The organism is Rhizobium sp. S163 (assembly GCF_030380805.1).
Taxonomy (GTDB): Bacteria; Pseudomonadota; Alphaproteobacteria; order Rhizobiales; family Rhizobiaceae; genus Rhizobium.
Map to the genome: position 1 here is coordinate 31,057 of NZ_JAUDSA010000033.1, position 16,655 is coordinate 47,711.

Sequence of the window (16,655 nt, forward strand, 5' to 3'; positions counted from 1 at the left end):
TCACAGTTGACGATATTCGATCACATTTATATGGTTACGCCAAAGGTCGCTCATCATAGGGCGTCAATCGTCAGGAGGAGGCATTCATGGACCAACCAGACCTTAGGGAGACCGACGTGTTCAAGGGATTCCTCCGGCTTTCCGGCGAGATCGGAAGCGACATCCTGAAGACCCAAGGCGCTGGTGGAAACACGTCAATCAAAGATGATGGTGTCATGTGGGTGAAGGCTTCTGGTACTTGGCTCGCCAAAGCCGAGGCCGAGGACATTATGGTTCCAGTGGTTGTCGACCCACTCGTCTCGGCACTACGTGACGGAGACCCTCGAGCGGAAAAATCAACGGATTTCGTGGTAAGCGAGCTGAACTCGAGCGGGCTCAGGCCTTCCATCGAGACAAGCTTCCACGCAGCGCTCAAAAGCCCCATCGTTGCTCACTATCACTGTGTCAATGCCATCGCACTCGCCGTTCTTGAGAACCGCGACCAAGAGTTGGCGCGTCGGATGCGGACCGTTGCGGACCTCACATGGGTGACCATCCCCTACCGACGCCCCGGAACCCCGTTGGCGAGAGAAATCGAAAAGGCGGCTGCGTCTCGACCGGATGTCTTGATCCTGTTCAATCACGGGATCATCGTATGTGGTGACACCCTCGAGGAAGTTGCGGACAGGATTGAGCGCGTTACGAAAGCACTGGCTGGGGTCACACGCGAGACGATCAGCCCCGATCACGCGACACTCGACGCTATTGCCGAAGGATCCGGATTCCATCCTGCGCGAGACCACGACAGTCATGCGGTCGCATTGTCCGAGGTGAACCGGGCAATCGCTTTGGGGGGATCCCTTTATCCCGACCACGTGATCTTCCTCGGTACTGAGATCGGCGTACTGCAGGACGGTCAAAGCGCGGCGGATTTCCAAGCAGCCTTGCACAACGAGGGGCGAGACGTGCCGAAGATGCTGATTGTCCCAGACAAAGGCGTTCTGTTGTCGAGCTCGTTGACCGCTGGCGGTGAAGTGATGGCACGCTGCCTGGCCGAGGTGGTTGGCCGCATCCCCAGTGAAACCAACGTGGTTTACCTGTCCGAAAGCGATGAATACGAGCTGACCAACTGGGAAGCCGAGCAGTATCGACAGGCGCTCGATCGTGGATCGGCGAGGCAGACAGCGTGACAGCGAATTCCGGACCAGCTGCCGCCATCGGCATCGATATCGGAACATCTGGCGCTCGTGCCGCTGCGGTAGACGCCGATGGTAACTCTGTGGCGTTCGCCGCGGCGCCGTTCAGATCGACTGAAGAACTCCGGCAACCGGCTGCCTGGTGGCTTAGGGTCAAAGAGGCTGTCGAGCACCTTTCTGAAGGTACAGATCTCAGCGCGGTCGAGGGTATCGCCGTTGACGGGACATCCGGCTCCGTTCTTTCGTTGGACGCTTCGAACGAGGCTACAGGATCGGTACTCATGTACAATGAGCCGTGCCCTGACGCCGAGATCGTCAACCGCATCTCAAAACACGCTCCTCCGAGCGCAACGGCGATCGGTCCGAATTCCGGTTTGGCCCGCGCCATTTATCTATCGCGCGAGCGAAGCGTCGATGCTGTGGTACACCAGGCGGATTGGATCCTCATGAAGCTGGGATGCCCGGGGCGTCCCAGTGATGAAAACAACGCGCTCAAGTCAGGCTTCGACCTCGACTCGGAGGACTGGCCAGCCTGGGTCGAAGCGGCCGGCATGGACACGACGAGACTGCCAGAGGTTTCCCGCGCGGGCGCAAGAATTGCTCACGTGTCGGGGTATCTTCGTAAACTGGGGATCCCAGCAACGGCTTGGTTTCATGCAGGTACCACCGATGGATGTGCGTCGTTTCTCGCAACCGGCGCATCGGCTATGGGCGATGCCGTCACTGCACTCGGCTCGACGATCGTACTGAAGTTGGTGTCGGATCGACCAATCAATACACCGGAGTACGGTGTGTATTCACACCGGGTAGGCGATTTCTGGCTGGTGGGCGGCGCATCGAACAGCGGTGGGAACGTCTTGCGTGCATTGATTGGGGATGACCGCTTGGCAGGCCTGACAGGCACAATCAATCCCGACCAGCCACTGGGTTTAGGTCTCTACCCGCTTCTTAGGCCAGGCGAGCGTTTTCCAATAAGCGATCCCAATTATTTGCCAAGGCTCGAGCCCAGGCCTGCCGATGATGCCGCTTTCCTTCAGGCGCTGCTCGAGGGAATGACGGACATCGAGCGCCTGGGTTACGATCGCTTGCGTGAACTGGGTTCTCCGACGTTGACCAGCCTACGCACGGTGGGAGGCGGCGCACGAAATCCGGTTTGGAGCGCCATGAGAGCCCGCGCAATGGGAGTCGAGCTATTGCCCGCTAAATCTGTCGAGGCGGCTGTCGGGGCGGCTGCGCTTGTTCTAGCTAATAGAGGTGAGCATGTTTAGCCCGTCTCAAACAGACCTTGCAGCGTTGGCGCAGGCTTATGATGTGTTCTTCGTTGATCAATTCGGCGTACTCCGCGACGACGTAGGGCCGTACGAAGGCGCCATCTCCGCATTGTCGACGCTGGCGTCGCATGGAACCCGGATCATAATCCTTTCGAATTCCGGTCGAAGCGGCGACTACAATTCCGAGCGACTGATTAGGCTTGGCTTTGCGGCGGATAGCTTCGAAGAGTTCGTGACTTCCGGCGATGTCGCGTTTGAACTTCTTTCGCGTGCGACTGCGCCCATCGCTAAATCCGTACGCTGCTTCACTGTCTCGAGCGGCGGAGATCGCAATCTGGCTGACCGTCTAGGACTGGTGTCTTCAGATACCGCTCGCGATGCTGACGTCGTTTTCATTTCGGGTAGCGAAGCAGAGCGTATCTCGATGGATGAATATCGAGAGATTCTTCGGCCAGCGGCTGAACGACAGACACCCTGCTACTGCACAAATCCCGACATCCATAAACTGAATGGAGGGCGGATCGCACCGGGTGCTGGAAGTCTTGCCAAGCTCTACGAGGAGATGGGCGGCGCAGTCACTTGGCTCGGCAAACCGTATCCGGAGATCTATGAGCGCGCCTTGCGCCTTGCACACATTACAGACCGTGGCCGCGTTTTGTGCATCGGAGATAGCATCGAACACGACATTCTCGGCGCCAAGAACGCCGGCCTCAAGTCCGCGCTTGTTCGCACAGGGATTCTGGCAGATAAAACCGACGATGATCTGGCTGGGCTGTCCCAACAATACGGTGGATACCCGGACTATGTCTTGAAGAGCTTCACATTTTAGGAGTTTGCCTAGTAGAAGAACACCAAGACTGCATGGCGACGAGGCGATGACACTAGCACAAGCCTTGTAGCCCTTGACGTTGCGTGCCGCGATCAGTTTCGGGTCGAAACTTGCTGTTCTCAGCAGGCTCCGTGCTCTCGCACGGGCCCGAAGCCAATTTCAGAGTTTTGCCAGCCATGAAGTAGTGGCCTTGTGAAATCGCACTGTTGATCAAACTGTTCCCAATGGAATGCCATTACGATTGCTCGCCTAAATTCCGTGTTCGCGCATTGGTCACCAGCTTACCTCGAGTTCCGAGGCGAGTGATCGGAGGCGTCGGTACGCAACAACAATCAACCGCTTGAGTGTTGGCACCCCCAATCCGCAAACGCGCCAAGCGTTGCATCCTCTGACGGCAGCCTTCAGACGTTCGTTGCACAGTGACCCTAGAAGCTCGTGATAACTGCGATACCAGGGGTTTCGATCTTGTCCATTGTCATCAACTCGGGAATGGCCTCCTGAAGGCCGATCCGTTTCGAGATTAGCTGGCGGGGCTCCATCTTGCCCGAGGTGATCATCGCCAGCATGGCATCGTATCTCCAGGCTTGCATGCCGTGGCTACCATAGATCTCCAGCTCATGGCCGATCACCTGCGCCATCGGGATCTGCGGCGTCGCGTGTTCGCCGAGCATTAGGCCGACCTGCACATGGCGGCCGCGGCGGCGAAGGTTCTTGATCGAGTTGAAGCAAGTTGTCGGATGACCGAGCGCGTCGATCGAGACATGCGCGCCGCCCTTTGTGATATCACGCACGGCCTCCACCACATCTGGCACGCTGGCAGCATTGACGGTCGCGACTGCGCCGCATTTTCGAGCAAGTGCCAACTTGTCTTCGGTCAGGTCGATACCAACGACGTTGGCGCCAAGCGCAGTGGCAATCATGATTGCCGAGAGGCCGACGCCGCCGCAGCCATGCACCGCCACCCAGTCACCGGGGCCGGTACGTGCCTGATCGGCAACAGCACGAAAAGAAGTGGCGAACCGGCAGCCTAGACTGGCAGCTGTCGCATCGTCGATGTCTTCCGGAAGAATAACGAGGTTGGTATCGGCATAGTCGATCGCCACATACTCGGCGAACGATCCCCAGTGAGTGAAGCCGGGCTGGAACTGGCTCGGGCAGACTTGCTGGTTGCCGGAATGGCATTGCGCGCAATGGCCGCAACCTGAGACGAAAGGCACGGTCACGCGATCGCCGGCCTTGAAGCGCATGACACCCTTACCTGTTGCTACCACCTTGCCGGCCAGTTCATGACCGGGTACATGCGGCAGCTGGATATCCGGATCGTGCCCCTTCCAGCCGTGCCAATCGCTGCGGCAAAGTCCCGTTGCACCGACCTTGATTACCACGCCCCCGAAGGTTAGCTCCGGATCGGGAAGCGTCCGGATCTCAGGCGTCTGCTCGAACGCTTCGTAATACATAGCCTTCATAAAACATTCCCTCGAACTTCATAATATCATCCCGATCTTGCACGGCATCGGAGCGCATGATCGCCTTGTCAACGCTATAACAATCTTGCTGCTCTTACAAAGCCTGCCTGTTCCAAGGGGCGTATGAGCGACCCTGATCATCCTTGTCTCACGCCTTCGCCGAGATCGAGCTCAGTTCCTCAAGATCGAGGTCGCGTTCGAGCTCACGCAGGGTCTCGTCATCGATCTCACCCGCGCGATGAAGACGAATGAGTTCTCTGCGGCCGGCCGCAACAGCCGCGAGAACCACGTCGAAATGTGCCTGCAGCATCGGTGCATAGTCTTCCGTACGGGCCGCATAGTCGATGATCGCGGTTGCGCGGTGTTCGTATCGTTTCAGCAGTTGCGGATGGATCAACGTGCCGGCCTCATCGTAGGCCAGACCCTGAACGGTCGAAAACTGCACCTGCGCCATCGCGGCCTCCGCCTGGCTCATGGTCATCGGCGCTCGCTCTGTTTCCGCCTCCCTGAGACCCGCCCAGGCGATAACCCTGCCGAGCGTCGTACCCTGTATGAGCACCGTGCCGGCGATCACCACGAAGGCCGTGATCAAAATGAAGTCCCGCTCGGGAAAGTCTTCTGGCAAGCTCAGCGCGAGCGCCAGCGTGACGACACCACGAACACCTGCCCAGCCAAGCACGGATGCACCTCCAAACCCCAGAGGAAGGGTCCTTGCAAGGCCAGCCGAGTTGCACAGGCGGACAATGAAATCGGCGGCAAACACCCACATGAAGCGCGCCAGCACCAGCGCAAGAAGAACAACGACAGCCGGAAACGCCATCGATTCAATCACCGCACCGAAGCCGCCGCCGCGCTCGATGACGTCCCGCAGAGACAGGCCGATCAAGATGAAAACTGCAGCTTCCATTAGGAAAATGACCACCGTCCAGAACGACGTTCCGCGCATACGCGTCGCAGCCGAAAAAACGGTGTGATGATGCCAGGACGCGATCAGGCCGGTCGTGACGGTGGCGATGACGCCGGACACGTGGAGCTGCTCACCAAGAAGGTAGGAAACCCAGGAAAGCAATGCCGTGGAGGCGATGATCAGGTAATCATCTCGCAACCGACGAATGAGCTTGACCCAGATCGTTCCCACCACAACGCCAACGGCGACACCTCCTGCAGCCAGCAGCGTGAATGTGCCAACAGCATCAAACGCGCTGAAGGTCCCGGTTGCCACGGTTGCCACGGCGAACCGGAAGAGCACGAGACCACTTGCGTCGTTGAGTAGACTTTCGCCTTCAAGCAGTATCTGGAGGCGGCGGGGCAGCTTGACGCGCTCGAGAACCGCGCGCGCTGACACGGCATCGGGCGGCGAAACAATTGCACCCAATGCCGCGCATGCGGCCCACGGCAGTGAAGGCATCATAAGGTGGACGACGACGGCGATCACAGCAGTGGTGAAAAATACAGCGCCGATAGCAAGCGAGGCAATGCCGAGCATGTGACGACGCAGCCGCTCGACCGCGATGGACCAAGCACCGTCGAACAGCAGGGGCGGAAGAAATATCACCAGTACAAGTTCTGGATCAACAGTGATCGCCGGGAGGCCCGGAAGGAAGGCGAGAAGTGCACCACCGGCCAGAAGCGCCACGGATGGAGGCAATCCTAACCGATGCGCAATGTAATGAAGCGCGATGATTGCCACAAACATGGCGATCACAAGTTCAAATAGATGCGTGCTGTCCATAGGTCTCCCCACCACACTGGCCGAGACATAAGATGACGAACCTCATGGAAAGGCAACATCCTGGCTTGGATCAAGCAAACTTGCCTTGACTAGCTTGGAGCGCCGACCTTCAAGTATCGCCTCGCGCAATAAAGAAGCGCCTCCTCGTTCCCGCCAGCGCACAGGCCAAGTACGCGCCCAAACAATACTCGGTGTGTCCCCTGATCAACCGCGTGTGCAAGCTCGCATTCGAAACTGACAAGAGCGTCCTCAAGCACCGGCGCGCCGGTCTTGCCTTCCACCCAGTTGCCCGTTGCAAAGCGTTCGGTCATCGCCGTCTTGCCGCCGAAAAGGTTGGACAGCGCTTCATGGCTCGGGGCGAGTGTGTTGACACAGAAGAAACGCGCGGTCTCAAATGCCGGAAAACAGGAGTTCGTCCTGTTGATACAGGCTAGAAGTGTAGCGGGCGTATCACTGACGCTGCACACCGCCGATGCAGTAAAGCCGCAAGGTCCGTCGACGGCCCGCGTCGTGACGATGTTAACCGCCGCGCCGAGGCGCGACATGCCGTGGCGGAACACAGTGCTTTCCACGGTCTCGAAATTGTGACCCATGATCCCCATCTCCGGCTCCTAAATCCGTTCCGGTCGCTTCAAGCCCATGCGATCGCGCAGCGTTATGCCCTCATATTCGGTACGATAAAGGCCGCGATGCTGCAGGATCGGCACGACCATGTCGACGAAATCGGTCAAGCCATCGGGAAAGTGCGACGGCATGACGTTGAAACCGTCGGCGGCCCCAGTTGTAAACCAGGTCTCGAGTGTGTCGGCGATATGCTCGGGCGTCCCGCAGAGTACCCAATGCCCGCGTGCGGCGGCCATGAGGTTATAGACGTCCCGCAGTCGCATATCCTCGCGGCGTGCCTTGTCAAGCATGACCTTGGCGAAGGCGTGGTAGTTGTCGGATGGTTTCAGATCGGCGGGGACAGGACCGTCAAGGTCGTAGACGCTCATGTCGATACCGAAACGATCTGACAGCAGCGACAGGGCATTGGTTTCGCTGATGAAGCCCTGCAACGCTGCGAGCTTGTCGTGCGCCTCGCGCTCCGTGCGGCCGACGATTGGCATCACTCCGGGCAGCACGACCATGCTGTCTTCGGTGCGCCCGTGGCTCGGTAAGCGATCCTTGACGGACCGGTAGAAAGTGCGCGCCTCGTCGAGATCCTGAGTGACCGAAAAGACGACATCCGCCGATTTGGCCGCCAGTTCCTGACCAGGGCCTGAGCCGCCAGCCTGCAGGATGATCGGTTGTCCCTGCGGCGCGCGACCGATATTCAGCGGACCCTTGACCTTGAAATGCGCGCCCTCGTGATCGAGGCAGCGAACCTTGGCCGGATCGATATAAAGCCCGGTTTCACGATCGGCTGCGATCGCGTCATCCGCCCAGCAGTCCCATAGACCACGCACAACCGTCAAAAATTCCTCAGCGATCTCGTAACGCTTGGCATGATCGGGATGGATGGTGCCGAAATTCGCCGCCGCCGTCGGATTTGCCGTCGTCACCGCATTCCAGGCCGCACGACCGCCGCTGAGATGATCAAGTGACGCAAAGACGCGGGCGACCGTGAACGGGTCGCTGTAGGTGGTCGAGACGGTGGCACCGAGCCCGATGTGCTTCGTCGCACCGGCAATGGCCGATAGCAGCGTCAGCGGCTCGAGCCGCGCCGTGTAGGAGGGGTGGGCGGCTGGATCTGCGTGCAGGTTGTCGCCCATGAAGATCAGGTCGAACAGACCGCGCTCGGCGTCCTGCGCGATCGCGCGAACCTGGTCAATATTCTGGAAACTGTCGATTGCTCCAGGCATCCGCCAACCGGCGACATGGCTGCCGGTCCCGAGAAGAAACAGGCCGAAGTGAATCTTGCGTGTCATGCTGTGCTTATCTCCAGAAGACGTAACGCCGCTCGACGAAGCTGATCGCGCCGAAGAACACGAGGCTGATCGTCGAGGCGACGATGATGGCGGCCCAGACCTTCACGAAGTCGATCTGCAGCACCGCCTGATAAATGACCCAGCCGAGGCCGCCGTAAGCACCGAGCATCTCGGTGACGATGGCAACCAGCACGCTGCGCACCGTCGAGACGCGCATGCCGGCAATGATCAGCGGCAACGCGGTCGGGAGGCGCAACCGCCAGACGATGGCAAATTGTCCGGCGCCGAACGAGCGGATGAGATCGACGGTCTTGCGGTCGATCCGGTCGAGCCCGGCGATGGTGCTGAGAAAGATCGTGAAAGAGACGGCGATCGCCACCATCACCACCTTCGAGGTCATGCCCATGCCGAACCAGAGCAGGACAAGCGGCGAATAGGCGACGACGGGGACCGAGTTGATGGCGGTCGCCAGCGGCAGGACGACGCCGCGCGCAGCCGGGATAATGGTAACGAGGACGGCGAGCGACATGCCGATGGCGCAGCCGATCACATATCCGGCGATGGCCTCACCCGCCGTAAAGGCGGTGGCATCGAGAAGATTGCGCGCATCCGATACCATTCCGGAAAGGATGCTGGAGACCGACGGCAGCACATAGGCAGGCAGATTGAAGCCGCGCGCCGACAGTTCCCATATGACGGCGATGAGCAGCGCGCCCGCGATGCCGCGCCCGATCTGGCGCAGGTTGTCCGTGCGTTGAGTGCTCATTTCTCGATCCCCCAGAAAACGATATGGCGCTCCGCCCAGGACACAACGCCGTAGAGCCCCATCCCGAGACAGGCGGAGACGACGATGGTTGCCCAGATGCCGACGACGTTTTCGTTGTACATCGCTTGCAGCAGCAGTACGCCGAGGCCGGTCGTGTCGCCGAACCATTCGCCCACGATCGCACCGACGAGGGCCAGCGAAGAGGCGAGCTTCAGCGCGACGAAGATCTGCGGCAAGGCGGCCGGCAGATAGATACGCCGTAATATCTGCCCGTCCCTGGCGCCAAAGCTGCGCATCAGCTGAACCTGCTTCGGATCGACCGATGAAAAGCCGAGGATGGCGTTGACCGTCACCGGAAGGAAGCTGACGTAGAAGGAGATCACCGCCTTGGCGAACAGCGTGTTGCCGAACCAGAGCACGACCACGGCGCCGAAGGCGATGACCGGAATGGTCTGCGAGACGATGAAGAGCGGAAAAAACAGCTCGCGAAGCGCCGTCCAGCGATGGAAGACGACCGCTATCGCCACGCCGAACAGGCTGCCGGCGACGAAGCCGAGCGCCGTCTCAAGGAAGGTCCGCCACAATCCGGCAAGATAGGCGCCGGGCGTCGCCATGATGTTTGCGGCAATGGCGCTTGGACGAGGCAGATAATAGGGGCGGATGCCGAACGCCATGACGATCACTTCGATCGCCAGCAACCCTACGGCCAGCCACAGGATAGGCTTTACCGCCGCGTATATCCTGCCCGTCGTAATGACGGGCAGGCTTGTCGCGGATGCATTCATTCCAGTCACAGGCGTCGTTCCTCGGCCGGGATCTTGTCGATGAAGGAGGCGTTGAACGCCTTGTCGAGATCGACGGGCTTGGAGATCACGCCATACTTGGCGAGCAGATCGTTGGCCGAGCCGACGGCTGCCTTGTCGATCGTGAAGATGCCGTCGGTCGAAGCCTTGCCTGCCGTCATCAGCGTCTTGATCTCCGACAGCATGAATTCCTGCTGGGCACGGTCGAGCGTAGGGGCGATCTTCATGATGATGTCGATCGCTTCCTTCTCGTTGGCGAAGGCTTCCTTCCAGCCCTTGACGCTGGCGCGCAGGAACTTCTCGACGAGTTCAGGCTTTTCGGCGGCGGTCCGTTCTGAAACAATCAGCGTATCGCGCGGGAAGGAGACGCCGCTCTCCTCGGGCACGAAGAGGTTGAGGTTTTCCTTACCGACGCGCTGGTTGATGACGTAGAGCTCGTTGTAGCGGGTTGCGGTCACGACATCGACTTGCTTATCGACGAAGGGGGTGACGGAAACCTGCTGCGGCTGGATATCGGCTTGCTTCGGATCGATGCCGGCCTTCGACAGCATGGCCGAAAGCACGTGGTTGGCGCCGGTGAACCAGGTGGTGATCTTCTTGCCCTTGAAATCGGCAACGCTCTGAACCGGCCCGTCCTTGTGCGAAACGAAGACGAACGGCGTCTGCTGGTGGGCAACGCCGATGCAGACGATCGGCAGGCCCTTGTCGCGTCCGGCGAACACGCTGTCGGTGCCGCCGGAGAGGCCGAACGTATCGGCGCCGGTCGCGACGAGGTTTTCGGTCAGAAGGTTCGGTCCACCAGGATTGATGGTAAGGTTGATGCCTTCATCCTTGTAGTAGCCCTTTTCCAGAGCGACATAGAAGCCGGCGAACTGAGCCTGTGTAAGCCACTTTAGGCGCAGGCTGGCATCGACCATCTCCTGCGCAGCGGCCGGAGCGGCACCCATGCCGAGTGCCGGAAGCGTTATGGCGGCGGCAGCGAATGCTGCGATCACGTTACGTCTGTTAAGCATGAAACCCTCTTTTATCGTCGCGACTTGTCATTGCCCTCCCATTGATGCGCTTACTGCCGGAAGTCAGAGCCTTCCCTGTCCAGCTGGCGCAGGAACGCCGGCCACTCCCGTTCGCCGGCAATAAGAATGTCGCCCTTGCTCTCCCAGAACTGGCGTGCCGCCTTCTCGCAGACATCGTGCGGGGGGATGACGAGCTCGGCACCCGAAGCGCTCGCAGCCTGAAGATCGAGCTGGATGCGCGCGGCGCGCTCGAAATAGTAGAGCAGCATGAAGGCTTCGCCCGGCGTGCGGCCGATGGTGAGGATGCCGTGATTGCGCATCAGCATCACCTTGTTACCACCGAGATGGCTGATAAGGCGCTCCTGCTCCGCCAGATCGATGGCGACGCCCTCATAGGCGTGGAAAGCCTGGCGCTGATAGAAGCGCATGGCGAACTGGCTGAGCGGCAGCAGGCCGTCCTTCTGGCACGATACCGCGACACTGGAATCGGAGTGCGTGTGCAGCACGCAAACGGCATCGTGGCTCGACTTGTGGAGCGCGCCGTGAATTACGAAGGCCGCCTTGTTGACCGTATAGGGCGTGTCGTCGAGCTTGTTGCCCTCTATGTCGATCTTCACCAGGCTCGACGCGGTGATCTCCTCGAACAGGAAGCCGTAGGGGTTCAGAAGGAACTGATCCTCGTGGCCGGGCACGCGCATCGAGATGTGGTTGTAGATCAGATCGTCCATGCCGAGGCGGGCAACCATGCGGTAGCAGGCGGCGAGATCGACGCGCGCCTTCCATTCGTCTTCGGCGATATGGGCCGGGCGACCCGAATAGTGGTCAGTCATAATCTGTTTCCTCATGCTTCAATCAGTATCAAGCGACCTGGAAAGACTTCATGCTTTCCTCCTCGATCGCCTCGAGAAGGGTCTTCTTCAGCGCAATGAATTCGGGAGACGTGACGATGTCGGCCTTGCGCGGACGCGGCAGGTCGACAACCTGTTCGAGCTTCACCTTGCCCGGGCGCGCGGTCATGACCAGCACGCGGTCGCCGAGGAAGATCGCCTCGTCGACATCGTGAGTGATGAACAGCACGGTGCGCTTGTACTTTTGCCAGACATCGAGCAGCCAGCGCTGCATCATCGTGCGGGTGAGCGCATCGAGCGCGCCGAACGGTTCGTCAAGCAGCATCAGGTCGCGCTTGAACAGGAAGGTGCGCATCAGCGCCACGCGCTGGCGCATGCCGCCGGAGAGCTGGTTGGGATACTGCTTCTCGAAGCCGGCGAGACCGAACTCGGGAAGCATGTCCATCGCCAGCTTGCGCGCCTGCGCACGCGGCATGCCCTCGATTTCAAGAGCGATGATGGCGTTGTCGATGACATTGCGCCACGGCAATAGCAGATCGCGCTGCGGCATGAACGACACCTTGCCGAGCAGATCGGAAGCCGTGGAGCTGACGCCCTTGAGGCGCAGGATATTACCCGCATCAGGTTCTTCCAGACCGGCAAGGATGTTGAAGAGCGTGCTCTTGCCGCAGCCGGACGGGCCGACCACGGTGACCAGCTCGCCGGGGCGAATGGACACCTCAAGATCGCTCAGCGCCTTCGTCGCACCGAAGGTCTTCGAGACGTTCCGCAACTCGATGAGTGGCTTTCCGTCATCCACCGCATCGGCGGATTCAAGCAAGGCAGGCGCCGGGAGGGCGGCCCGCGCCTTTTGCGGCCTCAGCAACTCGATCAACCCCATGGCACCGGATGCCGGACCACGGGGGAAGAGTTCCGTTGGCGTTATCACCCTGTCAATCATGAGCACGACTCCTGTCACGTATGCAAATCTTCGTCGAAGAAATACAAGCAAGCACCATGCCAGATGCAGAACCCCGTAGTTTTTCGCTCAAAAACAGACCTTCGCCCAGGAAAGGGCCGGCAACCGTGCTTAAAAACGCCGCCTTGATGGAGCTGTTATACATTAATATGATTTCTCGCATGCAGAAAATAGATCTTCGTGTTCTCAATGCGCTATTTGTTGTGCACGACGTGTGTATTTTTTAGCCACCAGGCATCAAGGTTTGAACTATCGGCAATGGTGATGCCGGGCAGACGTGCGTCCACAGGCCTCGTCCTGTGTTGGATGTCGCAATAGCTCTGCGTCTATGCAAATCCAGTATCATGTGCTGAAAGCGGCCGATTTGGCCTTGCTGGTCTTGCCTCGACGGAACGAATCCGACGCTACTCACGAGCGCAAGCGGTCACTGTCACCGTTGACGTAGACGTCGGTCACGCCCATGCTCGGGTGTCGCAGCACTCAACTATATCATGATACATCCCCAAGCCTCGAAAGCCGCCATGCCGATGGGCGAGCCTCCTTACAACACAGAAACTCATTTCTCCCTCGAAGTTGACGTCTCAGGCAAAGGTTCCTGATGGTCCCCAGTCCGATGACTGAGGCTGCGTTGGAGTTATGTGCGTCGAAGCTGGTGTCGCCGACCCGCGTCACGATATCGGGCGACAGGGTCGTCGCGGCCTATGCGACCGACTGGGATCAGGTCGGGTCGCTGCCGTATGCACATCGACGCCTCGTCATCTCCAACGAAATTGGCGACCATTCACCTCCACAGGAGAATGAGTATCAAGTGGGCTTCGCTATCGTTCAGCTCCCCCAGCGCTTAGCTCTGTGGGACCTTCACCAACTATCGCCCCCGTTTTAGACAACTGGGCCCGTGTGTGCGATCAGCGGCAGAGTGATCCAGCCTCCCGTAAATCGAGGCCGAATAATCCAACTGTTTCGCCGGATGATTGGACGAGCCGGAAACCAGTGCCCATTATTGCCCACCTCTTGGCGCTGAATCAGGAACGGCGAACGGTTACCGGCGAGCAAGCGCATGTACCGCCGCCGGTCAGGTGCGCACACATGCCAGGTCGAACGAGATAGGCACCCGATCGTCGTTGGTGTGGATACTAGATTCGGCCGACACGTTGGGCTCGACTTATACCCTAACCGAAATACGCCGGGACAGTGTGCCGTCGTCTTCGAGCCGAGGTTTTCGCCATGCACTTTCTCAGTCGCGCGAAAAACAGCCTTCACCGCCTTTGCGGAAAAGCCAGGCTACAAGACCGGCAGTGTCGAAATCACCACGAAGGTGCAAGGCGGTGGAGCGGCAGGGTATGACGGTAACGTCATCCTGGGCGGCGTTATCGGTATCGGCGTTGACGCGGCCACTGGGGCCAATCTCGACCACACCCCAAACCCCGCGACGATCGTCCTCGAACCGACCGGTAAAGCGGCTGCCACGCCGAAGAGGCTAAGGCCGGGCCGCGTTCAGAAGACCGCCCCCATTTCCTGAAGGCTAAGCCCTCTGCGAGGGAACCCAAGCAGAGGACACCTACCTGGACAGCAAACTAAGCATTCCGGCCTGCGCATATCTGCGCTGCAAAACGTTGGTTGCCCGACTCGGTTAATGATGAGCGTCACATCTATACGGAATCGTCATCGTTGAAATTTCTGCTGAATTCGTGCCGGGATGCGGCTTTTTTCCGGAATGAACTCCACATCGGGCCGGAATGGAGTCACGAAACCTCACAACCAGGCGGAATGGGGATTTGAGCCGACGGAAATTGTCCGCCACAATAGTAACAAGTGTCACTATTCTGGAGCGGTCATGATCTCACCAACAGTTTCCAAGGCGCTCGACCACCTGTGCTGCAAGGGGGTTCGAATAGCTCTCGGACTATGGATGTTCGGAGCTATATCAGGAGGTCTCGCAATGTGGGTCGGCCCGAATGAATTCGCTGGAAATGCTGCCTTTATTTATCGATTGCTGGCCGGGGTCGGATCGGTCTCCATCATATCTTCGCTGACAGTTTTTTTGATCCTTTGCTACCCGTTCGCCTTGCGAAACAACCTCGTTCGGACCGGCTCACTGAGGCTGTCTGGCAATGACGCTATTGCGCTCGGAATGTTGTACTTTTCGGTTATCTATATCGGCTGGAGGTTTTTGCCGTAGAACCGCCCTCTTGGGCGATCCCTCCTACTATTTGAGCAGCTTTTCTCGAAACAATTATCGCTTCGGTTTCCGGAGACTGGCATTGTATTTTTGGACCAAGTCTGGAGCCATCTCATCCACGGCCCTGGCTACTTCAGCGCGGTCCTCATCGCTGACGGCACCTGGGCTGTGCTCATGAATAGCCATCTTCACCTCGGTGCGTGACCGACCAAACTGACCAATAGCCTCGCTGATAGCTCTTTCGTGGACTGCCTTCCAATTCGCCTTTGCTTTACCGAATTCAGCAAGCTCTTTTACAGCATGGTCCCCTAGCACTTTCTCAGCCCCGGTTGATTTTGCCAACTTAGGAATAACCTCGATCCGGCGCTCGACTTCCGCGACGATGTCAACAACCTCTGCGGGGGTAAAAGGCTCCTCGACCTGTTGCCGATGCATCCGAGTGATGAAGGTTGGTATAGTTTGCTTCGGAGCTACCACCTCTCCATCTGCGAACAGGTTTGGAAAAAGACGTTCTCGGTAGTTGAGCGGGAATGCGATACGGAGAGGTGTTTTGGGCGACGACGATTTTAAAAATCCAGCATCTACCAATTCCTTTGTCGTTTTCCTTGCGGTTCGATCCGTCGTCTTCGTGATCAAGTTTACGTCGCCACGCTCAAGCGAACCATGGCGTAAGACCGCAGATATAACATCTGCTGCCCACTTGTCGTCGCTTACTGCCTCGACGAGCCTCCTGTACCGTGCTTCCAGCGTGTCGAAATCGAAAACTGCCTTTGCGAAGTTGATCTGATCCAAAGAAACCGCAAGAAACCACTCGCAATAATCTTGAAGTGCCTTTTGTGACAGATTGCCACGTCCGTCTCTTTCGCCCATCCTTTCTGAATCGGCGTAGTCCATCATTCGCTTGTATTCGCCGTTGTCGGTTAAGCCGCGTGCCAAGCCACGGGAGATCGACCACAATCCGTTGCCACCTACTCCTGCCCGCGACGCCATTGCATGCGACATCAATCTGCTTACCCGGCCGTTGCCATCGATAAAGGGATGAATGAAGTTGAATCGATGATGAGCGGCAGCAATTGCGATTACCTGATTGGTCGCGCTTGCTTGAGCAGCCTGATAGCGTTTTGAGAAATATTGCATGTACGTTGCGACCACGTCCGACTTGGGAGGCCTGTGGCGACCCACGATCACGTCGTCTTTTGCGTTTGTTCTGAACTGACCTGGGACAATCTCAGCCTTGCTGCCATCGTGGTGTTCCACGAAGCGGAATTGATCCGGCATTTCCTCGTAAAAGCGACGATGAACCCAAGAAACAAACTCCGTGGAGGTAGGGACAGGAAGCGTCCCCTCATAACTCAGGTGGTCAATTTCCCGTTGAACAACTACGTGGGCAGCTGCTTCCAGAGCAAGTGGCCGGGTCGCCTCTTCCAGCTTGGCTCCAGCCAGCGCCCGCTCGATATCAATCGGTCGGGTGTTATGACCCTCGATCAAGTTGGAATAGTAGCAGTTCATAATGCGGACAAGTTCAGCCAACTCAGCTACTGACTCCGTAGGCAGATTTTTCCCTAACCCGCTGACAGCTGATTTGATTTCAACGACTAGATCAGACAAACTTGATGGGATGCTTTCCTCGAAGAACGCTGGCTCAATTCGAGTTGGGACTTCTTCCATATTTATTTCCGATCTTGGCATCTCCGAAACCGTCATAAAT

Annotated in this window: 13 protein-coding genes; 3 read left to right on the forward strand and 10 right to left on the reverse strand. The window is 58.5% G+C overall.

The features are described 5' to 3' along the window. Positions 1 to 86: 86 nt before the first annotated feature. The 3 genes from QTL96_RS22930 to QTL96_RS22940 are packed head-to-tail and all read left to right on the forward strand — an operon-like array spanning position 87 to position 3,275. Positions 87 to 1,169 carry a class II aldolase/adducin family protein gene (locus QTL96_RS22930; RefSeq protein ID WP_289729331.1) on the forward strand — a complete coding sequence of 361 codons (1,083 nt, stop codon included), beginning with the start codon at positions 87 to 89 and terminating at the stop codon, positions 1,167 to 1,169. Beyond that, positions 1,166 to 2,443, forward strand: a complete 1,278-nt coding sequence (locus QTL96_RS22935; protein WP_289729332.1) for an FGGY-family carbohydrate kinase — start codon at positions 1,166 to 1,168, stop codon at positions 2,441 to 2,443. Before QTL96_RS22930 ends, QTL96_RS22935 begins: the two co-directional genes overlap by 4 nt. Further along, positions 2,436 to 3,275 (forward strand): TIGR01459 family HAD-type hydrolase, encoded by an 840-nt coding sequence (locus QTL96_RS22940; RefSeq protein ID WP_289729333.1) that lies wholly within the window; start codon positions 2,436 to 2,438, stop codon positions 3,273 to 3,275. Before QTL96_RS22935 ends, QTL96_RS22940 begins: the two co-directional genes overlap by 8 nt. Positions 3,276 to 3,700: 425 nt before the next feature. On the opposite strand, the gene QTL96_RS22945 is transcribed toward QTL96_RS22940, so the two are convergent. From QTL96_RS22945 to QTL96_RS22990, 10 genes are all read right to left on the reverse strand, one after another. Further along, positions 3,701 to 4,741 (reverse strand): zinc-dependent alcohol dehydrogenase family protein, encoded by a 1,041-nt coding sequence (locus QTL96_RS22945; RefSeq protein WP_289729334.1) that lies wholly within the window; start codon positions 4,739 to 4,741, stop codon positions 3,701 to 3,703. Positions 4,742 to 4,889: 148 nt separating this feature from the next. Beyond that, entirely contained in the window at positions 4,890 to 6,473 is a 1,584-nt protein-coding gene (locus tag QTL96_RS22950) for a Na+/H+ antiporter (protein WP_289729335.1), read from the reverse strand. Between the two features lie 89 nt (positions 6,474 to 6,562). Continuing rightward, positions 6,563 to 7,066: a flavin reductase gene (locus QTL96_RS22955; protein WP_289729336.1), complete on the reverse strand. Its 504-nt coding sequence runs from the start codon at positions 7,064 to 7,066 to the stop codon at positions 6,563 to 6,565. 18 nt (positions 7,067 to 7,084) lie between these two features. Beyond that, complete coding sequence (locus QTL96_RS22960) at positions 7,085 to 8,380, reverse strand: LLM class flavin-dependent oxidoreductase (RefSeq protein ID WP_289729337.1); 1,296 nt, start codon at positions 8,378 to 8,380, stop codon at positions 7,085 to 7,087. Between the two features lie 7 nt (positions 8,381 to 8,387). Next, a complete protein-coding gene (locus QTL96_RS22965) occupies positions 8,388 to 9,146 on the reverse strand; it encodes an ABC transporter permease (protein WP_037185338.1) in 759 nt (252 codons plus the stop codon). Further along, positions 9,143 to 9,931: an ABC transporter permease gene (locus QTL96_RS22970; protein WP_289729395.1), complete on the reverse strand. Its 789-nt coding sequence runs from the start codon at positions 9,929 to 9,931 to the stop codon at positions 9,143 to 9,145. The genes QTL96_RS22965 and QTL96_RS22970 overlap by 4 nt, the downstream gene beginning before the upstream one ends. Positions 9,932 to 9,936: 5 nt before the next feature. Next, complete coding sequence (locus QTL96_RS22975; RefSeq protein WP_289729338.1) at positions 9,937 to 10,962, reverse strand: ABC transporter substrate-binding protein; 1,026 nt, start codon at positions 10,960 to 10,962, stop codon at positions 9,937 to 9,939. 50 nt (positions 10,963 to 11,012) lie between these two features. Next, positions 11,013 to 11,792: a class II aldolase/adducin family protein gene (locus QTL96_RS22980; protein WP_112819826.1), complete on the reverse strand. Its 780-nt coding sequence runs from the start codon at positions 11,790 to 11,792 to the stop codon at positions 11,013 to 11,015. Between the two features lie 28 nt (positions 11,793 to 11,820). Then, complete coding sequence (locus tag QTL96_RS22985) at positions 11,821 to 12,750, reverse strand: ABC transporter ATP-binding protein (protein WP_289729339.1); 930 nt, start codon at positions 12,748 to 12,750, stop codon at positions 11,821 to 11,823. 2,251 nt (positions 12,751 to 15,001) lie between these two features. Further along, positions 15,002 to 16,615, reverse strand: coding sequence for a Fic family protein (locus QTL96_RS22990; protein ID WP_289729340.1), 1,614 nt, complete (start codon positions 16,613 to 16,615; stop codon positions 15,002 to 15,004). Positions 16,616 to 16,655: the final 40 nt, after the last annotated feature.